This window comes from Verrucomicrobiota bacterium (assembly GCA_021413925.1).
In the GTDB taxonomy this organism is placed as follows: domain Bacteria; phylum Verrucomicrobiota; class Verrucomicrobiia; order Chthoniobacterales; family UBA6821; genus UBA6821.
This window is the reverse complement of the sequence record JAIOPL010000001.1, coordinates 17083-42337: the sequence shown is the minus strand read 5'-3', so window position 1 is coordinate 42337 and position 25255 is coordinate 17083. Positions and strand designations below refer to the sequence as shown.

At 56.5% G+C, this 25255-nt stretch carries 20 protein-coding genes and 1 pseudogene; 11 read left to right on the top strand and 10 right to left on the bottom strand.

Going from position 1 to position 25255, the window contains the following annotated elements; all coding sequences use genetic code 11:
- Positions 1-89 precede the first annotated feature (89 nt).
- From glgB to K8R57_00185, 5 genes and pseudogenes are all read left to right on the top strand, one after another.
- Entirely contained in the window at positions 90-2297 is a 2208-nt protein-coding gene (glgB, locus tag K8R57_00205; protein MCE9586722.1) for a 1,4-alpha-glucan branching protein GlgB, read from the top strand.
- A 151-nt stretch (positions 2298-2448) separates the two neighbouring features.
- Positions 2449-2559, top strand: a pseudogene (locus K8R57_00200) (prepilin-type N-terminal cleavage/methylation domain-containing protein).
- A 599-nt stretch (positions 2560-3158) separates the two neighbouring features.
- Positions 3159-4874, top strand: a complete 1716-nt coding sequence (gene ilvB / locus K8R57_00195) for a biosynthetic-type acetolactate synthase large subunit (GenBank protein MCE9586721.1) — start codon at positions 3159-3161, stop codon at positions 4872-4874.
- Positions 4875-5071: 197 nt separating this feature from the next.
- On the top strand, positions 5072-7318 hold the full coding sequence (gene priA / locus K8R57_00190; protein ID MCE9586720.1) for a primosomal protein N': 2247 nt from the start codon (positions 5072-5074) through the stop codon (positions 7316-7318).
- Positions 7319-7370: 52 nt separating this feature from the next.
- A complete protein-coding gene (locus tag K8R57_00185; GenBank protein ID MCE9586719.1) occupies positions 7371-9884 on the top strand; it encodes an AsmA-like C-terminal region-containing protein in 2514 nt (837 codons plus the stop codon).
- Here the strand turns inward: K8R57_00185 and K8R57_00180 are convergent.
- The 5 genes from K8R57_00180 to K8R57_00160 all read right to left on the bottom strand — a co-directional run bounded on the left by K8R57_00180 (position 9847) and on the right by K8R57_00160 (position 14432).
- Positions 9847-10572, bottom strand: coding sequence for a methyltransferase domain-containing protein (locus K8R57_00180; protein MCE9586718.1), 726 nt, complete (start codon positions 10570-10572; stop codon positions 9847-9849). The genes K8R57_00185 and K8R57_00180 overlap by 38 nt on opposite strands.
- Positions 10573-10582: 10 nt before the next feature.
- Complete coding sequence (locus K8R57_00175; protein ID MCE9586717.1) at positions 10583-11251, bottom strand: polyphenol oxidase family protein; 669 nt, start codon at positions 11249-11251, stop codon at positions 10583-10585.
- On the bottom strand, positions 11248-13368 hold the full coding sequence (locus tag K8R57_00170; GenBank protein ID MCE9586716.1) for a TolC family protein: 2121 nt from the start codon (positions 13366-13368) through the stop codon (positions 11248-11250). The genes K8R57_00175 and K8R57_00170 overlap by 4 nt, the downstream gene beginning before the upstream one ends.
- Positions 13365-13844 (bottom strand): MarR family transcriptional regulator, encoded by a 480-nt coding sequence (locus tag K8R57_00165; protein ID MCE9586715.1) that lies wholly within the window; start codon positions 13842-13844, stop codon positions 13365-13367. The genes K8R57_00170 and K8R57_00165 overlap by 4 nt, the downstream gene beginning before the upstream one ends.
- Before the next feature lie 141 nt (positions 13845-13985).
- On the bottom strand, positions 13986-14432 hold the full coding sequence (locus K8R57_00160) for a hypothetical protein (protein MCE9586714.1): 447 nt from the start codon (positions 14430-14432) through the stop codon (positions 13986-13988).
- Between the two features lie 144 nt (positions 14433-14576).
- Between K8R57_00160 and K8R57_00155 the strand changes: the two genes are divergently transcribed.
- From K8R57_00155 to K8R57_00140, 4 genes are all read left to right on the top strand, one after another.
- Entirely contained in the window at positions 14577-15443 is an 867-nt protein-coding gene (locus K8R57_00155) for a prephenate dehydratase (GenBank protein MCE9586713.1), read from the top strand.
- 36 nt (positions 15444-15479) lie between these two features.
- Positions 15480-16628: a biopolymer transporter Tol gene (locus K8R57_00150; GenBank protein MCE9586712.1), complete on the top strand. Its 1149-nt coding sequence runs from the start codon at positions 15480-15482 to the stop codon at positions 16626-16628.
- Between the two features lie 89 nt (positions 16629-16717).
- Positions 16718-17218 (top strand): OmpA family protein, encoded by a 501-nt coding sequence (locus K8R57_00145; GenBank protein ID MCE9586711.1) that lies wholly within the window; start codon positions 16718-16720, stop codon positions 17216-17218.
- Positions 17219-17247: 29 nt separating this feature from the next.
- The gene (locus tag K8R57_00140) at positions 17248-18444 is read left to right on the top strand and encodes a DegT/DnrJ/EryC1/StrS family aminotransferase (protein MCE9586710.1); all 1197 of its coding nucleotides are present in this window, start codon (positions 17248-17250) and stop codon (positions 18442-18444) included.
- On the opposite strand, the gene K8R57_00135 is transcribed toward K8R57_00140, so the two are convergent.
- Both K8R57_00135 and K8R57_00130 read right to left on the bottom strand, forming a co-directional pair.
- On the bottom strand, positions 18441-19130 hold the full coding sequence (locus K8R57_00135) for a hypothetical protein (protein ID MCE9586709.1): 690 nt from the start codon (positions 19128-19130) through the stop codon (positions 18441-18443). The two genes, K8R57_00140 and K8R57_00135, sit on opposite strands and share 4 nt — an antisense overlap.
- Before the next feature lie 36 nt (positions 19131-19166).
- Positions 19167-20165: a 6-phosphofructokinase gene (locus tag K8R57_00130; protein MCE9586708.1), complete on the bottom strand. Its 999-nt coding sequence runs from the start codon at positions 20163-20165 to the stop codon at positions 19167-19169.
- 303 nt (positions 20166-20468) lie between these two features.
- Here K8R57_00130 and K8R57_00125 point away from each other — a divergent pair, with 303 nt between their 5' ends.
- Positions 20469-21161, top strand: a complete 693-nt coding sequence (locus K8R57_00125; GenBank protein MCE9586707.1) for a response regulator — start codon at positions 20469-20471, stop codon at positions 21159-21161.
- Positions 21161-22441, top strand: coding sequence for a PAS domain-containing protein (locus tag K8R57_00120; GenBank protein ID MCE9586706.1), 1281 nt, complete (start codon positions 21161-21163; stop codon positions 22439-22441). Before K8R57_00125 ends, K8R57_00120 begins: the two co-directional genes overlap by 1 nt.
- Positions 22442-22485: 44 nt before the next feature.
- Here K8R57_00120 and dusB read toward each other — a convergent pair whose 3' ends face one another.
- Genes dusB through K8R57_00105 form a run of 3 tightly spaced genes read right to left on the bottom strand, consistent with a single transcriptional unit; the run spans position 22486 to position 25253 of the window.
- Positions 22486-23466 carry a tRNA dihydrouridine synthase DusB gene (gene dusB / locus K8R57_00115; GenBank protein MCE9586705.1) on the bottom strand — a complete coding sequence of 327 codons (981 nt, stop codon included), beginning with the start codon at positions 23464-23466 and terminating at the stop codon, positions 22486-22488.
- Positions 23467-23483: 17 nt separating this feature from the next.
- Positions 23484-24056, bottom strand: a complete 573-nt coding sequence (locus K8R57_00110) for a hypothetical protein (protein MCE9586704.1) — start codon at positions 24054-24056, stop codon at positions 23484-23486.
- Positions 24057-24080: 24 nt separating this feature from the next.
- On the bottom strand, positions 24081-25253 hold the full coding sequence (locus K8R57_00105) for an LptF/LptG family permease (GenBank protein MCE9586703.1): 1173 nt from the start codon (positions 25251-25253) through the stop codon (positions 24081-24083).
- Between the last annotated feature and the right edge of the window lie 2 nt (positions 25254-25255).

Here is a 25255-nt window from a genome sequence, read left to right as displayed (position 1 = left end):
TGTCGTCTCGCTGATTGGGACTCATGCTGGGAATGATGAACAAGAGCATTTCCCCCTGCGCTTCCGCTTCTGTCCCAGCCTCGGCCTCCATGCTTCTCTCTCCAGCGGACCTCTATCCGCTACTGGAATGCCGCCATTGCGATCCCCATCGTATTCTCGGCGTTCGCAAGATCAAGGCGGGTGAGGGTGAGGGGGGAAGCATTGCCCGTGTGTTTTATCCGGGAGCTTCCAGTATTACGCTGAGTTTTTCCAATGGGGAGAAGCTCGCTCTCACAAAGGTTCATGCGGAGGGGCTGTTCGAGGGACAGACAACTCAAACCCTTTTGCACGGAGGGGCTGATTACACCCTTGAGGTGACCTTGGCAGACGGCTCGGCACTCAGTTCCAGCGATGCGTATGCGTTTGCCCCGACGCTTGGAGAGCTGGATCTCTATCTGCTTGGGCAGGGGGAACATCTGGAGGCCTACAAAGTCCTTGGAGCTCATCCTCGAATAATAGATGGCATCGATGGAACTTCCTTCGCCGTCTGGGCCCCCAATGCGCAGCGGATCAGCGTCGTCGGGGATTTCAATGCCTGGGATGGTCGCCGCCACATGATGAGGCGTCTTGGGGGATCCGGTGTCTGGGAGATTTTCATTCCCGGAGTTGCCGAGGGAGAGCATTACAAATTTGAGATTCGCGGCCCGCATGGGGATATCTTTCTGAAGACGGATCCCTATGGATTCTTCGCCCAGCATGATCTTCGCACGGCATGCATGGTGACTGATCTTGAGCGCTATTCATGGAGGGATCAAAGCTGGATGGAGCAGAGGGCCCGGAGGAATGCCTATGCGGAGCCGATGTCGGTCTATGAAGTCCATCTCGGATCATGGCGGAGGCGTCCCGAGGAGCAGGATCGCCCTCTGAGCTATCTGGAGCTTTCCGTGGAGCTTGTTGCCTATGTGAAGGAGATGGGCTTCACCCATGTGGAACTGCTGCCAGTCATGGAGCATCCGTTCGACGGATCGTGGGGCTACCAGGTGGTCAACTTCTTTGCCCCGAGCAGCCGGTTCGGATCGCCGGATGAGTTTCGTCATCTTATCGATGCGCTCCATCAGGCGGGTATCGGGGTTATCCTCGACTGGGTGCCCGGGCACTTTCCTAAGGATGCGCATGGTCTCGCCCGATTCGACGGCACGGCACTCTATGAGCACGAGGATCCTCGTCTCGGTGAGCACCGCGACTGGGGGACTCTGATCTTCAACTACGGTCGCAACGAAGTCCGGAATTTCCTGATCTCCAATGCCCTCTTCTGGCTCGACCAGTACCATATAGACGGTCTTCGCGTGGATGCCGTGGCCTCCATGCTTTACCTCGACTACTCGCGCAAGTCTGGGGAGTGGGTCCCGAACCGCTTCGGAGGTCGGGAGAATCTCGAGGCGATCGAGTTTCTGAAGGCCTTCAACACCGCCTGCTATGCACGCCATCCCGGCGTCATGACGATTGCCGAGGAGTCGACGGCATGGCCCGGAGTTTCCAAGCCCGTCTACGAGGGAGGCCTCGGTTTCGGATTTAAGTGGAACATGGGTTGGATGAATGATTCGCTCCGCTACATCGCCCGTCCGCCAATCCACCGGAAGCATCATCAGGGTGAGATCACCTTCTCGATGCTCTATGCCTACCATGAACACTTCATGCTGGTGCTGAGCCATGACGAAGTGGTGCATGGAAAGGGGTCCCTGCTCAATAAAATGCCCGGGGATGACTGGCAGAAGGCGGCGAACCTGCGGATGTTCCTGAGCTGGATGTGGACTCATCCCGGAAAAAAACTTCTCTTCCAAGGCTGCGAGATCGCCCAGTGGCGCGAGTGGGATCACGACCAAAGCATCGACTGGCACCTGCTGGAGCATCAGCCCCATTCCGGAATGCAGCGCCTGGTGAAGCGCCTGAATGAGATGTATCGAAGCGAACCGGCTCTAGCGCTGCTCGATGACCGCCCAGAGGGATTCGAGTGGGTCGACTTCCATGATGCGGAGAACACAGTCTGGTCCTTCCTCCGCAAGGCCCCCGTGGGTGCCGGGAAGGATCTGCTGGTCGTGGTCAACGCCACTCCGGTCGTCCGTCATGGATATCGGCTCGGGGTCCCTGTGACGGGAACCTACGAACTGATCCTCAATTCCGACGCCAAGGAATTCGGAGGTAGCGGATGTGCGTCTACTGCTCACATTGAATCCTGCGGGCTGGAGGCACACGGCCGGACTCATTCCATCGAGCTCGATCTTCCCCCGCTAGCCGTCTTGATTCTGAAAGTTCCCTAATGCCTGACTGGGCCCTAATAGCTCCGACTGCTGGCCCCCAATTCCCAAGAGTGGAAGAGTTAAAGACAAACCTGCACTTGACGAATCGGACTGGGAGATAGATGTTTCCACAGTTGGAATTCCCACCAAAATAAAATTCAATCACAAACCCATGAAAACCCTCAAAACCCTACGCCGCAAATTTGCCGCATTCACCCTCATTGAGCTTCTTGTTGTCATCTCGATCATCGCGGTGCTCGCCTCCCTTGCGCTTCCTGCCATCACCGGTGCGCTTGTGAAAGGTCAGATCACCCAGACCACGAGTAACTACCGACAGATCTATATTCTGACCCAGAGCGCTTCGCTTGATGCCCAGCAAAGCGGGCTGACCAATTTTGGGTTCCCAGGTGACATCGGCGGTGTGGCAAATTGGTCAAACGGATTGGTTAACGGTGGCTACATTTCTAACAATGCACTTAGCAACCTGCTGAGCGTTAAGGGTACTACAGCAAATTCCGCAGTATTCAACGTTGGCAGCTCAGGAAATAGTTTGAATGTGTTTATTGCAACCGCGAATGTCTCCAATGGAACCGTACAAAATGTACTTCCATACAATCTAAAGGGTGCAGCTTTGGTAACCGTTGGCGGGTCTGCCAACTCAATTATCGGGACAAACGTCAATACGAACAACTACGTCTTCGGAACGAACTAAAACCGGAACTTTTCTCAATGAGGGGCTTCCGAAAACGGAAGCCCCTTTTTTTGTCTCTCGACACCGCCGTCACCCTTCGGTGACATTCCCTAACTGCCATGGCCTCGAAATCCCCATCCAAGAAAACCAAACCCTCCAAAGCTGCTACCTCCAATGAGCGTGGAGTTGTCATGAATGGGGCTGAGATTCTGGTCGCCTCTCTTGAGCGCGAGGGAGTGGATTTTGTCTTTGCTTATCCGGGCGGCTGTTCGATGCCGATCCATCAGGCTCTGACCAAGTCAAAGAAGATCCGTACCATCCTGCCCCGCCATGAGCAGGGAGGTGGATTCGCTGCGGAGGGATATGCCCGCGTGACCGGCAAGGCCGGGGTCTGTATGGCGACTTCTGGTCCTGGTGCCACCAATCTCGTGACCTGCATCGCTGATGCCTACATGGATTCCGTGCCGCTCGTGGCGATCACCGGACAGGTACCGCAGGAGATGATCGGTCGCGGTGCCTTTCAGGAGACCGATTTCTTTGGGATGACACTCCCCGTGGTGAAGCACAGCTATCTTGTCTGGGATATCAACGACATTCCCCGGATCATCAAGGAGGCATTCCATATCGCCCAGAGTGGACGTCCAGGGCCCGTGCTGGTTGATATTCCGAAGAACATCCAGAATCAGACTGCCCATCCGATCTTCCCGAAGACTATCAGCCTGCGCGGCTACAATCCCGTGCGACGCGCGGATGATCTGGCCCTTCAAGAGATGCTGGGCCTGATTGCCTCGGCCAAGAGGCCGATGATCTATTGCGGTGGCGGCGTGATCACTGCGGAGGCTTCTAAGGAGCTGGCCGAGTTTGCCGAACGCTCCCAGATTCCCGTAGCCACGACCCTGATGGGAATAGGTTGCTTCCCCGAGACCCATCCGCTTTCGCTCAAGTGGCTTGGGATGCACGGCACGGTCTATGCCAACAATGCAGTCAACGAAGCCGATCTCCTGCTGGCCATCGGCGTCCGCTTCGACGACCGCGTGACCGGCAAGGTAGAGAAATTCTGCGAGCACGGCACGATCGTCCACATCGACATTGATAACTCTGAGATTAACAAGAACCGAGCTGTGAAGCTCCCGATCCTTGGTGACGTGAAGGATGCCCTTGCGCGCCTTAACAAGGAACTCGACCGTGCAGGCAGCAAGCCGGTGAAGAAAGATCACACCCGCTTCCCAGCTTGGTACAAGCAGATCGCCAAGTGGAAGAAGGATCATCCTCTCCGCTACAAGGATACGCCTGATGCCATACAGCCACAGCATGTGATCGAACTCCTAATGGAACTCACCAAGGGGGATGCCATTATCACCACTGGAGTCGGCCAGCACCAGATGTGGGCCGCCCAGTACTATAACTTCACCGAACCCCGGACGCTTGTGACCTCTGCCGGACTTGGATCGATGGGTTTCGGCTATCCCGCCGCTCTGGGTGCGAAGCTGGGACGTCCTGACAAGCAGGTCATTGATATCGATGGCGATGGATCTTTCCTGATGAATGTTCAGGAACTGGCCACGGCGCATATCGATGGAATCGCCTCCAAGGTGATCATTCTCAATAACCAGCATCTTGGCATGGTAGTGCAGTGGGAAGATCGTTTCTACGATAGCAACCGCGGACACACTTTCCTGGGTGATCCGAAGGATCTGAAGCGGATCTATCCCGACTACCTCGGAATCTGCAAAGGCTTTGGCGTGCCGGCCGAGCGCGTACTGCACAAGAAAGACCTGCGGGCAGCCCTTCAGCGGATGCTGGACTCCAAGGAGACTTATGTCCTGGATGTCATGACTCCCTACACGGAGCACGTGCTCCCGATGATCCCCTCGGGTAAGACCTACAAGGATATCATTACGGAGTAGGCACTGCAAACGCAGTGCCTATGAAGGATGAAACTTGAGACCTGAGACCTGAAATAGGATCAGTCGAAAAGGACTTGAATCTTGAAGTGCTGGACTGTTGGGAGAGATGGAATTGAATAACTGCAACCTGCACGTAAGGAGGCGAGGCTGATAAAAGTCCTTCAGGTTTCAAGTTTCAGGTTTCATCCTTCTCCTCCATGCCCTCCTTCGCCCGCATCCTGATCGACCGGTCCGAGGGCAGGAAACTGGATTACTCGGTTCCTACGGCGTTGCTAGATCAGGTCACGATCGGTTCACGCGTGATCGTGATGGTGCGCAACCGACGCGCAGTGGGGACTGTACTTGAATTGCTGGATCATTCCGTTGTTCCGGGCATCAGACCGCTTGAGGCACTGGTTGGCGAAGAGACAAGTCTTCCGCCTGTCATGATGCGTCTGGCCAACTGGATGGCCGATTATTACTGTGCGCCAATAGCCGCGGTCATGCGCTCCATGCTTCCCCCCATGATGAGGGGCGAGACCATCGCTGGTAGGAAAGTCCGGATGGTTTCACTAGTCCGACGGATCGAGGTCGAAGAGTTGCAACGGATTGAAAAGAGCGCTCCCAAACAAGGTGCAATCCTCAAGCATTTCGAGAAGTTTCCTGATCCGATTGCCTCGCAGGAATTGTTGAGTCGATGTGCAGCTTCTGAGTCCTCGCTTAAAGCGCTTGTTGAGGCTGGATTGATTCGTATTGTCCTTGAGCGCAGGATGGGTGGGCAATTCGAAGCGGAGGAAATCCTTCCGGGGAAAATTCCAAAACTCAATGCGGATCAACAGGTGGTCGTCGGGACCCTGGAGCATGCACTTAATGATCTTGAAACAAGCGCAACGGCTCCCTCTCCCTATCTGCTGCATGGAGTCACAGGTAGCGGAAAAACGGAAGTTTATCTCCGGGCTCTGGCTCGCACCCTTGAGTCAGGCAAGAGCGGCCTCGTACTTGTACCCGAGATCGCCCTGACGCCCCAGACCGTGGAGCGTTTTCGATCTCGCTTTGATCACGCAGGCAAAGAGGGGGCCGGAGTAGCTGTTCTGCACAGTCATTTGACTGATGCCGAGCGACGCGAGGAGTGGATGCGTCTTCAGCGAGGCGACGCCCGGATCGCCATCGGTGCTCGCAGCGCTGTCTTCGCTCCACTGCGGAATCTGGGGATCATCATCGTGGATGAAGAACACGAAAATACCTACAAGCAGGAGGAAACACCGCGATATCATGCCCGGGATGTAGCTGTCATGAGGGGGCGGCTTGAGGGGGCTCTCGTGATTCTGGGAAGCGCCACACCATCCGTGGAGAGCTTCCAGAATGTCCAATGCGGTAAGTATAACCTTCTGGAACTTCCACGCCGTGCCGATGATCAACTCATGCCTCTGATCAGGGTGGTGGATTTGCGACTCCAGGGAAAACGCGCTAAATCGGAGGGAGGGCTCTCTGCGCCCTTACAAATGGCAATGACCAAGCGTCTGGAGGCCGGCCAGCAAACCATCCTTTTCCTTAACAGGCGCGGTTACTCGACCTCCCTGCTCTGCCAGCAGTGCGGGCATGTCTGCCGCTGTCCAAATTGCAGCCTCTCCCTAACCCTGCATCGCGCGGATAACCGCCTTGCCTGTCATCTCTGCGGCCATGGAGCAAAGCCTCCTGAGCGCTGTCCCGAATGCAAGGATCCAGGCATTCAGCATTCCGGCCTCGGCACCCAACGGGTCGAGGAGACAATCAGGCGACTTTTTCCGAAGGCACGTCTCGCGCGGATGGATGCCGACACCATGTCCCGTCGAGGTTCCTATGCCGAAGTGCTGGGAAAATTCCGATCCCGTCAGATCGATATCCTGCTGGGCACACAGATGATCGCCAAGGGGCTCGATTTCCCGAACGTCACCCTTGTTGGCATCATCAATGCCGACATAGGCCTTCACTCGCCCGATTTCCGCGCCGGGGAACGGACCTTTCAACTCCTGACTCAAGTCGCGGGTCGTGCCGGTCGCGGCGAGACCGAGGGGGAGGTGATCGTCCAGACCTTCTCGCCGGCCAGTCCCTCCATCCAGCATGCCCGGCATCACGATTACGCCGGTTTTTTCGAGCAGGAGATCTCCTTCCGGGAGGCGTTCCGACACCCGCCTTTCACACGCATGGTTCTGGTTCAGATTCGCGGTGTTTCACTCGAAAAAACAACCCGGTCTGCTGGCCATATCGCCGCAATTTTTCGCAAGAAAGCCCCTGCTTCAGTCGAGGTGTCCGAGGCGTTCCCTGCCCCCCTGGAAAGGTCTCATGGGCAATATCGGTTCCATGTAACGCTCAAGTCGAAATCAGGCATCATACTGGCCAGACTTGTCCGTGAAGTTTCCTTGAATTTGAAACTTCCCGAGGGGGTCATCATGACTATTGATGTCGATCCCTACTCGTTGATGTAGGCACTCTCTTCCCCTGCTTTACAAGAGGCTCTGCAATCCAGAAGGTTGAGTGATGAGCAATCCGGAGCCAACGATCATTCCCCGTCTAAGGAGGGGGGAAGTCATGGATCGCCGCACCTTCCGAGGTAAGCTGGACCATCTGTTACGGTACATAGCCGCCTCGTTTTTTGGCCTCCTCTTTTTCGGCCTCCTTCTTGGAATTCCCATCCTCCTGGTAATAACCTCCACGTATGGCCTTGGAGATGCCGTGCGGGAGAAGGCGGAAGGACTGCTTGGCGGAAAATTCTACAGGGTCAGTATCGGACGTGTTCTTTTTAGTCCGACACGCGGCTTTGTTCTGGATCGGTTACAGATGCACGACCTGACACCAGCCCATCGTTTGATCGTTTCCGCCAACAGGATTGCCGTCTCTATGAACATGGATTCGCTCTTGCGGCGTAGCCCGCGCCTTGAGCGGATTTTTCTCCGCGATGCCACCCTTGATATCCCCTTGGGGCCTTCCGAGCAGCCGCGTCTAAGGCTCGATCATGTCCGCGGCCTGATTATCTGCCCTCCGTCTCAGTTTCGATTGAGTTCGGCTACCTTTGAGATTGCCGGGATCAAGGTCAACGTTTCCGGATCCTTCCTGAATCCGCAAAAGTTCTCACCCAAACCGGTCTCCTCAGAAGGACCGGGGAAAACGGCCCAGACCATCGATGCGATTCAACGCGAGTTGCGGTCCGTTCATTGGAGTGAAGGGAAGCCCGTGCTCACTATTCAGGCAGGGGGTGATCTCGGTGATTCCGAGAGCCTTAGGGTAGACCTGGCTGAGCTGCAGACAGGGCCCGGAGAATGGCACGGGATAACTTTCCGGCGGATCGGAATGGCGCTTCATTATCAGGATAGCAAGTTGACCTTGGATCGGCTTGTGACAGATGACGGGGCTGGGATCTTTCATGCTGCAGGAAAGGCAGATTTCCATGACAAGAACTCGTCTTTGGAATTTTCTGGAACATTTAGGGGAAGCGTGGTCCCGGCACTGCTCCTGTCTTCGAAAAAGGCGGCGGACTTGACCTGTCGGGACCCGGTCCACCTCGAAGGGAATTTCTCTGCGGATTGGCTCTCGGGAAAACCCTCCTTCGGCGGTATAGCTCGATTCAATACAGGGCATTTCGGTTATCGCGGAGTGATGTTCGACACGCTCTCTGCGGGAGTAGCGCTCCGGGAGGGTAAGTTTCTTGTCCGGGACCTCCACGCGTCCGGGGAACCCGGAGCAATCGACGCCGATCTCATGATTGCTCCCGGTGACAACAGGCTACGTCTCAAGGCATCTCTCTTCCCTTCAAAGCTTGCTCCGATGACAGCAGGGAAAACCCGCGAGGCCTTCGAGTCGATGGATTTCAAGGAGCCCCTGCAGATCAGCTTCGAGGGAGGAGCCCCTATCCTTGATCCTCTGCAGCTTCAGGGAAATGGAAGCCTTGATCTGGGAAAGGCAGCTATGAGGGGAGCCTGGGTCGACGGGCTGAGTTCGAAATTCCGTGTGACCAACGGTGCCGTCACCTTTCGGGATATCCTGGTGAGGATGGGTGAGGGATCCGGACGCGGTGAGTTCGTCTATGATTACAAGAACTGGGAAGGGCTCTTTCCGAAGGTGCAGTCCACGCTTGATCCCGTCAAAATGATGACCTGGATCGATCCACGTATTGCCCAGTCGCTTAAGAATTACCGCTTTGTCAAATCCCCCAATGTCCAACTCACGGGAAAAGTGGGGCTTCGTGATCCCGAAAAAAACGACCTGCGCATTCAACTCAATGCGACCGCGGGATTGGTATACACACTTATCGGAAAGGATCTTCCCTTCGGGCCGACATCGGGCACGGTTCTTCTGAAAGGGCAGAAGGTGCTGGTCGACCTGCCTCAGTCTCACCTGTTCGGCGGTGATGTCGCGCTGAAGGCCGATGTATCGGTGATGCCAGGAGATGCCCGGTACGGAGCCTCGGTGCATCTGGAGGATGTCGATTTCAAGACGCTTGCCAGGCTCTATTTTGATTACAATGAGTCGAGCGGGAAACTGACCGGCGATTACGCCTTCCATGCTGTTGGCGGTAATGACCGGGCAATGACCGGTAAGGGGAATCTCCTGATTCGCGATGGCAACGTGCTGGCAATGCCGATCCTCGGTCCCCTCTCTCTCTTACTGAATGATGTGATTCCCGGCTTAGGCTACCAATCGGCCAAAAAAGCGACCGCCGAGTTTAGTGTCGCCGACGGCACCATCACCACTCGCGATCTACTTATCGAGGGAACGGGCTTCAATATGATCGGGCACGGTGACATCCATTATCTTGATGACAGGATGAACATGAGTATCAGGCTTAATGCTCAGGGGCTACCGGGATTGGCAACCTTCCTAATCAGCAAGATCTTCGAATACGAATCCACGGGATCAGCAAAACATCCCAAGTGGCGGCCCAAGCTCCTGCCTAAGGGTAAAGAAGCTCCCAAACCGACACCCGTTTCTTCCGCATCCAAACTAACCGAGCGCTTGATCATGCGACCCGGTCGATCCAGATCGCTTGGCGGGTGACGGGAAAGCGAGCCTGTCCGAAGTCGTTCCAACGCGCTTCAAGCGCCAACGATCGGAATTCCTCAAAGGAGAAAGCGCGTTGGATTGAGAGCCGGGCATCGTGCTTGGTCATCGGCTCTCTCAGTACGAGGGCTGTCAGTAGCCAGATGCCGAGGGCTCCGCTGCGGCTTCTTTCCAGGTCCGCCACAAGCAGGTGATCGGAGGAAAGCCTCTTGGCATTGCGCATTACCAGAACGGCATCTTCCCCGCTGAAGTGATGAAGCGCCAAGGAGCAGAGAACGAACTCCCACGATTCGGAGAGGGAGCCCCAACTCCGAATATCTCCTTGATGGAATGTAATCTCGGGAAAGTTCCTGCTTCGCTCTCTGGCAATGGTCAAGGTGGCTTCATTCATATCGATTGCATCGACAGTGACTGGAATGCCCCGCTTGCGGCACCAGAGAACCAATTCCCTAGGAAGGTCTCCTTCCCCGGTGGCCAGATCGAGAACGCGGAGGGGTGGCCCTCCGGATGCGCGTCGTGAAAACCAGCGTTTCAGAAAACGATGAAGGATCGAGTAGGCGCCGAACAGGCGATTGAGCCAACGCAGATTGGCAAGGTCTCGTTCCAATTCCGCGGAGGGCTTCCCATTTTCCAGAACGGCCAGATCCATCAGTTCTGGAATATTGGGATCAAATTCCCTTTTCATCACAGGCTCATCAGGCAAGAAGGGTAAGGGTAGCCAGCATCCGTCCGGTCAGTCCCTGCTCTCTGCGGTAGGAATAATACCGCTCCGGATGACATGCCGTGCAGATGCCTTCATCATACACTTCAGCAACCCCGGATCGCTTTGCCTGTCTTCTGATTTCCGCAGCAAAATCGACCTCGTAGCACGGGGGGCGGATGCAGGGTCCGATCACGACAATGAGGTCGGAGGGATTTATCCCCGAAAGGGAGCTGAGAGATTGGATGCCATTTGGAACAATCCCCGATTCAGTGCCCTTTTTTCCCGAATGCAGGAGGGCTCCCGCGGAGCCGTCCCGGGCGACAATCCAGACGGGGGCGCAGTCGGCGACCGAGATTCCGAGTGTGATTCCGCGTGTCATGGTCACTAGCCCATCGGCTCCCTGGATCGGCTTTTCGGAGGGTTCCGTGACGATGGCGATCTCCGCCCCGTGGATCTGCTCGGCGGTGACCAAGGGGTATCTGCCGAGCCCCTGCTCCGCGAGTAACCTGCGTTGATGCGGCGCAAGTGCCGCCATCGCGGCATCGCGCTCAAGGGTGACCCCGATGCCGGGGATCCGCCCGATGAATCGCGCGTCGACCCGTGAAGCCGATTCGTGAACCGATATCGGGACGACCGCCACGGTGGGATGGTTTTCGCTCAATCGACGGATTTCTTGTCGTTCCCGTTGGTCTTCTTGGAGGACTTGCCCTTAGTCTTGGTCTTGGAGTCCAAGGGCTGCTCCTGCTTGCGCACGGTGGAGCTCTTGATCAGATCGTCGAACTGCACTCCCGGGGGCAGGGGGTCATCCTTCCGCATCGATCTCGGAAGCTGGGGACGGGCGCGGTTCTCGGCATTGAGTGACTGGTAGCGCGCCTTCTCCCATTTATTGAGGGGATCGTCGAAGAGTTCCTCATACTGCGTGTGAAGCGAGAGGGCCCGGTCGTATTCAGCGGTCGCCGAGATGTATTGGAAGAGCGCCGAAAGAACCGAGGTCTGGGCCTGGAGGAGCTGGACCTGTGCATTGATCACGTCGAGTTGGACGCCGGCGCCTGCATCGAGCCGTTCGCGTGAGAGTCGCAGTGCCTCGGCCGCCTGTTCCACGGTGGCTCTCTGGCTCTCGATGGTTTCCTTCGCCTGCTGGAGGTTTGAGATGGCTATCTGCACCTCGGTGACGACGCCTCGGACGGCGTTGTCGTAGGAGATCTTGGCGCTCTGCATGGTCGCCTTGGCCTGTTTGACCGCGCCGTAAGTCGCCAGACCGTCAAAGACTGCCCAGCTGCCGGTGGCCCCAAAGAACCATCCTTCGATGGTCTCCGTGAGGGTCTTGTCATACTTGTAGCTTTGGATCTGATAGCCACCATTGGCATTGATCGTCGGCAGCCAGCCCGAAATCGCCGCAGTCACCTGTTTCGCCGTGACCAGGATGTTGGAGCGTTGGGCCTTGAGCGAGGGGTTGCGCTGAAGCGCCGTGTGAATCGAGGCGTTCTCGTCGACCTTGCGGGGGTAGTATCCGAGCTCCCCGTTGACATCGAAGGGGATCTTCACGTTCTGGATGTTCGGATAGTCCATGCCGATCAACTGGACAAGACGGAACAGGGAGGTGCGCAGGTTGTTTTCGGCTGCGATGAACGGAGGCATGGCGTTGGCCATCTGAACCTGCGCCTGCAGGACGTTGAAGCGGGGGACAGTTCCAGCGTCATACCGGCTCTGCTGATCGGTGACCTGTGTCTTGTAGAGGGCCACCTGCTGCTCGTTCGCGATCACGAGGGCCCGGTTCAGGACGACCTGGTAGAACTGGCGCACGACGTCGGCCACCACGCGGTCGATAGTTTGGCGGAGTTGGAAATAGGCGATCTGTTCGGAGAGCTTGGCCGCTTCCGTGAGGGAGGGGGTCTTCCATCCGTCGTAGAGAAGCTGGGTGCCCTGGAAGTTGATGTTCCATGTCTGGTTGACCTGAACGCTGGGGATTCCGCCGCTACTGCCGTATCCGGGGGGCGTCTGACCGTTCTGGATCTGGGGATCGAGCCATGTGTATCCCGGTTGGACATTGAGCTTCGGAAGGAGGCCGGCGCGGACGTTGATGTAGTTGCCTGAGGCTCGCTGGATGTTCTGGACGGCGGTCAGTATATCGGGATTGTGTGTCAGGGCATACTGGACCGCTTGGTCTATGTTCATCCTCTTGGCATCCTTAGCGATGATGTCTGGAACGATCTTGTTACCGGCCTTCGCAAGGGCCTCCGCCGTCAGGGGCACGTCCTTGACGAGTTTCATGATCTTGTCGATCAGCCCGAAATTATTGGTCGTCGGCGTGGGCAGGGGAATGGGCCCGGCCGTGGTTTCAGGGAGGGGTGCCGGGAGTGATTCCGGAGTGATCGGGTTGGTGATCAGCGGGGCGGTCGGAAGATCGGGTGCCGGGAGTGAAGGAAGATTGGTGAAGTTGTTCGTGCCGGCATTCAGTCCCTCGGGGGGAGTCGGAGGATTGGTTGCAAGTTCAGGCAGCACCGATGCTCCGGCAGGGGATTGATCGAAAGAAGGGGGAGAGTTCGTTGCGAAGACGGAATTATTAGTTGCCGCTTGTGCGTTCACCTGAGAGCCGACAGAAAGCCCCATGAGCGACTGATCAGCCACAGAGGGCTTGTTGGTCGCGACAATGGGGTTCGTGCTCAGTGACTGGAGCGCATCGATTGACTCGGTATTGTTATTCGAGGAAGCAGCCTTAGGTTGATCGGCTACAGCAAGCAGGAAGGCCGTGGCTAGGAGTGTGGTGAGTGTTTTCATCGATGGCAGGATGTGCAGTAATCGTGTATTTTTTTGTAAATGTCCAACCAAGCCCTCTGTTCCGGGGGCTCCAGAAGTTCCATGACCTTTTCGAGGTTGGCTGCCATTTCCTTGCGGATTCCCTCCACAAGACGGCTTCCCTTTTGGGTTGTTTGAACCCTCACTTTTCTTCGGTCCTCTTTGTCGGAAGAGCGTTTGATGTAGCCCAGCTTTTCCAGTCGCTGCACAAGTCCCGTCGCAGCAGGCATGCTATGATCCATGAGCGTAGCAATGCAGCTCATTCCGGAAGGCCCTTGGGAACAGAGATGTCCAAGCAGGAAAAACTGAGGGAAGGAGACTTTTCCCCGTGCCAGTTCTCCCATCAGGCTAGCCAAGAAACGGCGCTGCATCACCATGATGATTTCGGCCAGAGAATCCACCTCCTCAAGATTGAGAGGGTTAAGCTGGTTGTTCGGATGGTCGGCAGCTGGAGTCATGAAGGGGTGTTTATCTCCAAGGAATTCCCAAGAGTTACTTAATGTGATTAAGGTTCCAGATAGTGCTTGGAGTCAGGGCCTGAAGTCAATCTCGACCCGTCCGATCAAATCCCAATCCCAATCTTTGAGGTGATATGAGTGCTATTGCTTCAACAAGTCTCCGGGTTCCGGGTTGCCATGCTCTATCTCCGCAACAAAGTAAGGGAGGGTGATCTCGGCAACCTTGAGATGTGCAGGTTCTTCGTTATTGCCCGTGACCAGAAGAGAGCTGCCCGTGGCGACCATGACTCCCGGTTCCAGCTCCGCAATCACATAACTTCCGTCGCTCGAGATGGTCCTGATGATGCCAATAGTAAGAAGGGCAACCGCCTTTTTGGGGCTCTGAGGTTGTTCTTTCCGTGCGAAAAGATGAAAGAAGTCCACTGGGTGAGTCAGGCGATAACTCAGGCCTTGTGTGGCTGATGGCGCCGGCTTGGTGGTTGACTGGCTTGCTTGATGATTCTTATCCCGACCCCCATTCTTGAGTTGAGCGCATCCAGCACATCCTATGAGAACAAAGAGGCCAAGGATCAGAATGATCCGAATCATGGGGGCATAATGCATCACCTCCTCATGTACACGGGCAATCCGGAAATCAATCTCCTATTCGTATCGAGGTGATCCCACCTGCTGAGTTTATCTCTTTGCCCAGACTTGCGCGCAGAAGGATCAACCCCCATAAATCTTGCAGACATGTCCTCTTCATCAACTGCCAAGTCTGGTAAGGTTGCTTATCTTGGTCCCGAAGGTACCTTTTCCCACCTTGTCGTGCTGAGACGTTTTCCAAAACGGGCAGGGCTTCCCGTGGCTACGATCACCGAGGTGTTTCATGCTGTCCGCTCGGGGCAAGCCCAACTGGGTATTGTGCCGATCGAGAACTCCTCCGGAGGCACTATTACAGAAACCGTCGATCTGCTCATTGAGCAGGCAGGCAAGATATTCATTGCCGAGGAACTGGCTCTTGATGTCCGCCTCGCCCTACTGGGGCACGCCGGCACAGCCTTTGGAAAGTTGAAGGCCGTCTATTCGCATGTGATGCCCCTCCGGCATCACCGTGACTGGATCATGGAAAACCTTCCGAGCGTCACCATGATCGAGAGCTCAAGCACGGCGGAAGCCGCGAAAAAAGCTGCGCTTTCTGTCACCTCTGTCGCCCTTGCAGCTCCCGGGGCCGCGGAACTTTACGGACTTTCTATTCTGAAATTTCCCGTCCGCCCGGAGGCTGTGAATGTCACCCATTTCTTCGTGATCTCGGCTACGCCCTCCGAATTGCCGAAAGAGAAGCGCAGCAAGACGGCAATCGTCGCTGCCCTTCCCCAGACTTCGGGAAGTCTGCATCGGTTTTTGGGGCCCTTTGCCCGAGCCGGAGTGAACCTTTGCAGGATTGTCTCCCGTCCGGTTCCCGGACAACCCGAGACCTATGTTTTTTATCTGGAGATCGAGGGATCTGCCGAGGATGCCAAAGTGAAAAAAGCCCTTGCGGGAGCACGCCGTCTTTCGGTGCGCCTCGAGTTGCCGGGATCGTACGCTACCAGACCCCGCTATCGGAGCGCGCGCTGACTTGCCTTTCGCTACCAGTTGCATCAAACAGATACCATGATCCGACTACACCGTCTTCTTCCTCTTCTTGCGGCTTGCCTGTTGGGAGCCTCTCTCCAGGCGGCCGATGCTCCGACCATCACCGTCCGCAAGAGTGATGCCCTGAATGTCGCTTTCGCCGGGATTGGAGGCAGTGATGGGGCTCTTGCCACCAAGGTGGTCCAGAATGACCTGACGCTTGCCGGATGGTTCGCATTGGTCCAGCCAGGGATGGCTTCCTTCACGGTCAGCGGTACATTCGCCGGAGGAGTTCTTCAGGGTAAGGTCGTCAAGGGAGGCGAGGTGGTGCTCTCCAAGAACTACAGTGGCAGTCCCCGCATGGCCGCCCACCAGTTTGTAGATGATATCGTTCAAACCTTGACCGATCACAAGGGGATCGCCACCAGCACGATTGCCTTTGTTAGCAATCGTAGTGGCAGGAAAGAGATCTATCTTGCTGATTATGACGGATCCAATGGCCGCCAACTCACCCATGACAATGGCTTGAGCGTCTCACCGGCACTCAGCCCCAACGGCCATCGGCTCGCCTATACCGGCTATCAGGCAGGGTATGCAGATATCTACGTCATTGATCTGGCAACGGGAGCCCGGGTGCGGTTGGTCAAATTTCCCGGAACCAACTCAGGCGCCCGCTTCTCACCCGACGGGAACCTTCTTGCCTGCACCATCAGCAAGGATGGGAATCCCGAGCTTTATGTGGTCAGTCTGAGTGGCGTAGCCCGCCGGTTGACCCACACCCGCGCGGCCGAATCGAGCCCCACTTGGTCTCCGAACGCCGCAGAGATCATCTACTCCTGCGATGAGACTGGCGTGCCGCAGCTCTACAAGATTTCTTCGACTGGGGGAAGTGGTCGACTTGTGCCCACGGGATTCGGTTACTGCACCGAGCCAAGCTGGTCTCCTGACGGACAGAGACTTGCCTTCAATGTTCGTTCAGGTGGAGGATTCTCCGTCGCTGTAATGGATCTGAATGGAGGAGGAGCCCGGATCGTCGCGCAGGGAGAGAATCCTGTATGGGGAGCCGATTCACGCCATGTCGTCTACAGTACCGGCAGCACCATTTCCTTACTTGATGTCCCGACAGGCAAATCCATTCCCGTGATCAGCGGTCTTGGGAAGGTCACGGAGCCGACCTGGACGCGGTAGAAGTAAAACAGGCCAAAAGGTGAACCTCCGAGTAAGAAAATTGCACCCTCACTCTTGATCTTTTTCCGCTTTTGACCCTGTATAGATTCATGCGTTTTCAAACCTTTGCCCTCCTTTCCATCACGGCCCTGCTTACTCTTTCCGGCTGTGCCAACAAGAAGAACAAGCAATACGCCGGCGTCGACGGCGACTATGTGAGCGGCACGCCGCTTGGAGAACGGACCGAGGGCGCCAACTTCATGGGCTCAAACGTGCAGCGCGGTCAGTATGCGCCTGTCCAGTTCGGGTATGACAGTTCCTCTGTGGCTCCCGACCAGGAGTCCAAGGTGGCCGCTGTCGCTGACGCCCTCAAGGGAAGCGGCAAAACGGTCATCGTTGCCGGATTCACTGACGAGCGCGGCACCCAGGAATACAACCGCAGTTTGGGTGAGAAGCGCGCCCTGGCCGTGCGCGAGGCCCTGATCGCCAAGGGCATGAAGGCTAACAATGTCCAGACCGTCAGTTTTGGTTCCGAAATGCCCGTTGATCCAGCCAGCAACGATTCCGCTTGGGCCAAGAATCGGCGCGCTGAGTTCGGTGTGGTGAAGTAACCTGCTGGTTTCACGCTCTTTCGCGCCAGGTGCCTCTTCCTCTTCCTATCCCACTTTTTGACCTGAGCCGTCTCGGAACGCAGGTCGATGAGGCTGTCCGCGAGGCTGCCCTTCGCGTTCTCGGACATAGAGGTTATGTCCTTGGTGCTGAAGTGGAGGCGTTTGAGAGTGATCTTACCGCATATCTCGGTGGTGGTCATGCGGTCGGAATGTCCTCAGGAACAGATGCTCAGCTGGCACTGCTGATGGCGATGGGCATAGGTGAGGGTGATGCGGTTATCTCCACTCCCTACACATTCTTTGCCACCGCTGGTTGCATTCATCGCACCGGTGCCGAGATTCTCTTCTGCGACATTGATTCGGCCACTTTCATGATGGATCCCGCGAGTCTGCGAGCCTTGCTCTCCTCATTCAAGAAGGATGCTGATGGTGATCTTCGATCCCCCAAGGGAAACCGCATACGACTTATCGTTCCGATTCATCTTTTCGGAGCCTGTTGCGACATGGATGGAATCGGCGCCGTCGCGGCAGAGTTCGGGATCGAAATTCTCGAGGATGCCGCCCAGAGCCTCGGTGCGAAATATCCATCGCAGTCAGGAACCAAGTCCTCCGGACTTATTGCCCCTACCTCCTATGTCAGCTTCTACCCAAGCAAGAATCTCGGTGCTGCCGGAGATGCTGGCGCGACTCTCTGCCTTGACGCGGAGATGGCCGATAAGCTCCGGCGTATTCGTAACCATGGCATGGAGCAGCGCTACTACCACAAGGTAGTCGGCGGCAATTTTCGCATCGATGCCATTCAGGCGGCTGTTCTCCGGGCCAAACTTCCCTTCCTGGATGGATGGAATGCCACGCGCCGCGCGAACGCTGCCGCCTATGGGGAGGCTTTCGAAGCGGCAGATCTCCTCGACCGCGTGACACTTCCTGCCGAACCTTTTGCTGATTCAGGCCTCCTTGACCATCACATCTATCATCAGTACGTGATCCGGAGCCAGAAGAGGGATGCTGTGATGGCCCATCTTATGGAGCAGAAGATCGGATGCGCCATCTACTATCCCGTGCCGCTCCATTTGCAGGAGTGCTTTGCCTACCTCGGTCACAAGCTGGGCGACTTCCCTGCAAGCGAGCAAGCGGCCAAGGAGAGTCTTGCCCTGCCCATCTTCCCCGGACTCCGACCTGATGAGCAGCAGCAGGTGGTGGAGGCGATTAAGCAGGCGTTGAATTAAGCTGATTTCGGTTTCTCTTCGGAGATCTTGAGTATTCCAATCAGCAGGGCTACTCCCGGAACAACCAGTGCAAGAATTTCACAGAGGGAATGGATGATTTCTCCCCTGACCAGAGTTTTCTCAGCCGTCTTTCCTAGCGGTAGGAGATGTAGGTACCCAAGCTCTGTGACAATGAAACCCAGCGCCATGCTTGCGATGGCAACGATTGAAGTCGCTCCCCGCAAGACTCTGCGAATCTGAGCCAAGCAGCTTGCAAAACCAAACAGTGACACGAACTGAAAAAAAGGCCCAAGAACGGCCCATCCTAGAGCGGTCCAACACAGGTTGCGGAACCCTTTTTCTCGTGGATTGAGATGAAGTAAGCCAAAACTGACAAGAATCGCCGGAAGACCTAGGGACAATGCGATGATCCGGTCTTCTCCGGCTAGCAGATGACCGGTGACGCAATAGGATGTGCCTGCCAGCTCGAAGGCTTCCTTCCAGGCGAGCCAGACGCCTGACTCGAACCATCCCGCTCCCAGCAATGCCACCGAAGAGAGAGTCAGGGGCAGTCGAAATCGTCGCTCTACCACGCTGAGGCAGAGAATTTGGAGTAGGGCCGTCATGACGATCAGCAACATCGTCAGGCGCAAGCTCAGCTCAACAGCGCGATAATCCCCGATGGGGAGAGTCAGGAGGGATTCCATAATGGCGAACCGGACAGCGCAGGAAAGGATCGGAGATCAGAGTTCGACAGTATCGCCGAACTCGACCTTCAGATTCCTGGCAAGACGTAGGAGCTCCGGGGCGGGATGTTTCTTCTTTCCGATCACCCTATCAAGGTCGATCAGCGTGGCGCTCCCCTTGGAGAGTGCTGTCATGCACCCTGTTTCTTGCTGAAGCAGTCCCATGACCGCCAGTTCGCCGAATCTTGCGCCAAGCATGCGGTCGAAGTGTGTCGGACTTCCACCGCGCTGCACATGACCCAGGACGGTAATGCGGATTTCCTGCTCGAATTCCCCTCCGGGAACGGCTTTCTGCATGTGCTCCATGAAGGGTTCAGCACCGCAGACGCCTTCCGCCAGCATCACGATGGAATTACCACGATCCTCTTGATAGCGCTTGTGAAGTAGGGAGACTATTTTCTCCATATTGTAGCGGAACTCGGGAATGACAGCTACCGAGGCGCCCGAGCTTATAGCCGTGGTCAGGGCAAGGTATCCGGAATTGCGGCCCATCACCTCAATGAGAAAGCAGCGACGGTGGGATCTGGCCGTGTCCCGAATCCGGTCGACCAAGTCCATGATCGTATTGGTCGCCGTATCGACGCCGATGGCCATTTCTGTGCCGGAGAGGTCGTTGTCAATGCTGGCGGGAATCCCCACCACGGGCACACCCCGTCGCGCGAGTTCGCGGGCTCCGGTTAGGGAGCCATCCCCTCCGATAACGATCAGGCCGTGGATGCCGAGCTCGGTGAGACGAGCCCGTGCGGCATCAACGCCCTCGGGGCTGTACATCCGTTTGCAGCGGCTTGACTGGAGGATTGTTCCGCCGCGGTCGATGATGGAGGCTAGGCTACGGTGGCCGAGTTCCTCGATATTCCCGTCGAAAATTCCATCATAACCGTTATTGATGCCAACCACACGGCAGTTTTGTTGGGCAGCGGTCCGCGCTACCGCGCGAATCGCAGGATTCATTCCGGGGGCGTCTCCGCCCGATGTCAATACGCCGATAGTTTTCATGATCTCAAAAGGTAAGCCGCCTAGGGGTGGCAACTGTGCAGGGATAGCAGAATAACAAAAAAATCAAAGGAACGATAAAATTTTTGAACGAATGCCTGGGGCGGATGTCAGAATATACAGGTTTACATTGGGGGCGGGCCGCCTCGTTCCGGTTTCATGGTTTTTCCGGGACGAATAAGGCGGCCCGCTTTTTTGTCTTCATGGGCTTTTGACGCGGTCATACATCCCAAAGAGGCGCTTGCCACCATGCCTCCACTCGGGTAGCTCCTACGGAGAGCACGGGATTTCACGACCACCCACACCATGTCCGAGACAATACTTGTGATTGAAGATGAAGAAGATGTATCCGATCTGATCCGATATCATCTGAAAAAAGCCAAGCTGCGGGTCATTGTGGCTGCTGATGGTGTGGAGGGGCTGGCTTTGGCGGCGGAGGAGTGTCCGGATGCGATCATTCTGGACATCATGCTTCCCCGGCTCAACGGATTTGAGGTTGCCAAGAAGTTGAAGGCTAAAGATCGCACGGCTGGCATTCCGCTTTTGATCCTGAGTGCCAAGGGTGAGGCGGATAGCCGGATCAAGGGGCTTGAACTGGGAGCCGATGATTATCTGCCCAAGCCCTTCAGTCCGAGAGAGCTGCTACTCAGGATCCAATCCCTCCTGAAAAGGGCGCGTCCAGACGTGGTTTCAGAATCCGCTGCCGCAGGTCCTTTCGTTCTGGACCGCACTTCCTTAAGAGTGATGCTTGACGGGCAGCGGATCGACCTGACTTCGACCGAATTCAGATTGCTCTCCCTCCTCATCGGGAAGGGAGGCGCGATTCAATCACGTGACGAACTGCTCCACGAGGTCTGGGGATACCGCAGCACAGTCGATACGCGGACGGTCGATACCCACATGCGCCGCCTTCGCGAAAAACTAGGCCTCCATTCGGCCTATTTGGAGACTATCCGGGGTGAGGGTTACCGCTTCATGGCGCCCGCCCAGTTGATCTGATGCATGGCGTTGTTTTCTGGGGAGCCTGCCTGTTTCTGGTTGGTTGCTGTCTCTGGTGGTTTTTCTGCGGCATCGTACTCCCGGCAAGGGAACTGTTGGAAATCCTTAGGAGGATAGCCGGTGGCGATTTCAGGCCGGTGATCCTGAGTGGATTGCCATGGATCTTTAGGAAGCCTACCGGTGAGCTGAGGGTCATCGCGGAAACGCTTGCCCGTCAGAAGAGCCTTCTTGCCGAGGAAGAATTCAGCATCGCGGTCATTCTGGAGAGCATGACGGAGGGCGTGGTCATCACGGGAGATGATCTGCGTATTCGTCTGGTGAACAAAGCAGCCGTCGGGATGTTCAATCTGCGTGGAGAAGTGAAGGGTCTCTTGCTACCGGAAGTCTTCATGGGCCATGAACTCCAAGGGGTAGCCCAACGTGCCGCAGTCACAGGTGAAGTGCAACGAGGCGAGTTGACTCTCGGCATTCCGGGAAGAAGTGATCGTTGCCATCTGGTGGTGACGGCCGCCACGCTCAAGACCCCCGACATGAAGTCCCCGGGAGGATGTCTCATGGTGCTGCATGACGTGACCAGGCTTCGCGAATTGGAGTCCGTAAGAAGGGAATTTGTAGCCAATGTCTCGCACGAATTTCGCACCCCCCTGTCGATCATCAACGGCTATCTGGAGACGCTTCAAGAGGGAGGACTGAGTCGCGAGATGACGCGTAAATCACTAACGGTGATGCGCCGCCACGCCGACAGGTTGAACCATTTGATCGAAGATCTTCTCACTATCAGCCGCATGGAGGAAAAAGGGGGTAGCCTCGAGACTCTTCCTACGAACCTGGGAGTGCTCCTCTCGAATGTGGTTGAGCACTTGGAGAGTGAAGTGAAGGAACGTGGTGCTCGTGTCCTGCTGGAGGTCAGCTCGGCACTTCCTGATGTCCAGGTTGACGGATACAGGATTGAACAGGCCTTCTCGAATCTCCTGGTCAACGCGCTTCGCCACGGCGTTCCCCAGGAAGGTAATGGTGGCGACATCGTGATCAGCGCATCGCTGCAGGGGTTTGAAGTCGCCATCAGTTTCCGCGATCAAGGACCCGGGATTCCGTTCCAAGATCAGGATCATATTTTCGAGCGTTTTTACCGTGTCGGGGGCGACCGCGCCCGTCAGACGGGAGGCACTGGTCTGGGATTGTCGATTGTGAAAAACGTGGTCCAGGCACACGGAGGGCGTATGGCTCTGGATAGCCGCCCGGGCGAGGGCTCCACCTTCACGATTTTCCTGCCGGTTTAGGGATTTTGGGATTTTTCCCTGGATTCCGGCATGCGATATTCGGATTAAGAAATCAGGAGGGCCGTCTCCTCGGGAATTTCCAGGAGATGGCGTTCAATAATGTCGTCGAGTTCCATCAGGGAGCCAACTGACGAGAGGCTGGCGCGGAGGGGACGGGCGGCCGGCATTCCCCGCGTGTAGGCCATGAGGCGTGACCTCATGCCCTGCATCGCGAAGCGTTCATCTCCCTTGGATGCCACTTCTTCAGAGCAATGCCGGCGCACGAGCTCCCACCTCATCTCTAAGGATGGAGGCGTGTAAGGAATTCCTTGGAGCGACGCCTTCACCTCGGTGAAAATCCAGGGATTGGTCATTGCCGCCCGCCCGATCATCAGTCCTGAGACCCCTGTTTTCATGCGATTGAGTGCCGTTGCGCCGTCAGCGATGTCTCCGTTGCCGATTACTGGAACTGAGACAGAGGCGGCGACGGAGGCTATCACCTCCCAATCGGCTTCACCCGAGTATCCTTGTGCCTTGGTGCGGCCATGGACGGCGATGCGTCGGATGCCTGCCCCCTCCAGGAGTTGAGCCGTCTGCACGGCGTTGATGGTGTTGGCGTCCCATCCGATACGGATCTTTGCGGTGACGGGCAGTGGAGCGCAGGCCCGCACGACAGCATTGGCGACTTTTTCCAGCAACGGGCAGTCGCGCAAGAGCGCGGAGCCTCCGTTGCGGCAGACCACCTTGCTTGCGGGACAGCCGAAATTGATGTCGATGAAGTCGGGCTTCACCCAGTCGATGACCTGTTGTGCAGCTTCAGCGAGCCTTTCTGGGTCCCCTCCAAACAGCTGGACCCCCATAGGACGCTCCAGGGGAGTGAACTCCACATAGCCCCGCGTCCGGGCATTCCGGTGCATGATGCCGTCCGCAGAGACGAACTCCGTTGTCAGGATATCAGCTCCCTTTTCCTTGCAGATGGTACGGAAGATGGAATTAGTGACCCCCGCCATAGGGGCCAGGAAGAGCGGAAGGGAACCCTTCTCCATGAGGTATGGAAGGTAATTCAGGCCTCTTCAGCCGGAGAGGACGTAGTCTCCGACTCTGCTGCTACAGGCTCCTGAACCGGAGTCAGTGCTGGTGCAGAGAGACCAGAAAGGAGTGCAGAGACCTCCTCCTGGACGGCAACCAGATCAGATAGGGAGAGATTCGGGTCGGTGATGATGAAGGTCTCGCCGGTTCCTGCCCGTTCGTAGATCAGCGTTGTCGTGTCGGGAGAGGGCTGCGGCTTCAGGACCCGCTTGCGTTCCAGCATGACCGCGAGCAGGTAGCGGGTGTTGGTGTGGGCTGGATCATTGCTTTCGATCAGCCTGCGCAGCATCCCTTCGGCATCATCGCGTGGCAGCGGTTCCAGCGGGGGAGGAGCGGGAGGCTCGAATTTGGAGCGCCATGCGGAGAAGGGAGGCTCGGAGCTTGGGTCGAGCGAACGAGTCTTCCATGCCTCCTCACAGAGGTCGCTGCGGCGGAATCCCTGGCCTTCAATAAAGAGGGCTGCATGGAAGATTTCCCCCTTGGCGAAGGGTCGTCCGGTGGCGTCGCATGCCTCGGAGCGTGCCTTGATGTTCCAGTCCTGCTGCATGTATCAGGCGATTTTAGGCTAGGATCAGAAGCCGGGCAACCGCAACTTTGGAAGCTCCCGGCCCGTTGCCTTGATCCAGAAGAAGAGGATTCCTATGGACAGGAAGATCAGGATCGGCCCCCATCCTGCAACCCATCCCGGGATGCGATCCCCCTTGCCGAGGGCAATGAAGAGGCTGCTTGAGAAAATCAGCGCGGCGAAGAGTCCGATCGCCGCGGTAACCCCTCCCATAATCCCGCGGCGCCCGATGACCACACCCATGGGACCCGCGATAAAGATCACCACAAAACAGATCCAGGGAAGGGCCCAGCGGTAGTTCCAATGAGTCACGAAGGGCGCTAGGCGAGTCTCTGGAAACTCAGCATTGTAGCGCAGATAATCGGTCAGTTCTGGGAGCCCCATGAAATCAGAGTTCATCTTCGAGCTGGCGATTTTCCAAGGGGTTTCATGCCAACCCTTGATTTCTAGGCGTGGGGAGGACTCTGAGGAGACTTGGTTTCCCGATTCATCGACGATCACATGCCTGGCATCCATGAGTGACCATGTTCCGGTTTCAGGTAGATAGGTGGCATGGGGAGTATACCATTTCTCCGTCACGACTCCCGACTCGTTCTGCTGGATGATCTCGACATTCAAGGCTTGGTTGGCCTTGGTGAACATGGCAGTGAGATACCAGAGTCGGCGGTCCTCGCGGTTGCGGAAGAGATGATTGTTAATCCCGTTAAACGCCTTCTGTCCCGACTTGATCTCGCTCTTGATCTCTTCGCTTGAGGATCCAGCCTGCGGAGCCAGTCGGTAGTTAAGGGCCCCTAGAAGAGCCGTCATGACGAGTCCAACAATTACCAGTGGGACGAAAATCCTGTAGAGGCTGACGCCTGCGCAAAGCATGGAGATGATCTCGTTACGCCGGGACATCTGGGTTAGTGTGTAGAGCAGGGCGAGGAGAAGTCCCACGGGCACGCTTAGGACGATGACGCTAGGGATCTGCAGAAGATAGTAGTGCGTTACGAGGGCAAAGGTGGCATGTCCGGAAAGAAAATCCGGCAAGTTGACACTCAGATCCCAGACCAGCCAGACCGAGATGAATCCGGAAACGCAGTAAAAAAACGGGATCAGAAACTTGTTGAGAAGGTAGCGGTCGAAGATCGTCATGACAGTCACCGGCAGAAACCCGTTGCAGGAGGCCGGAAAGAACACGA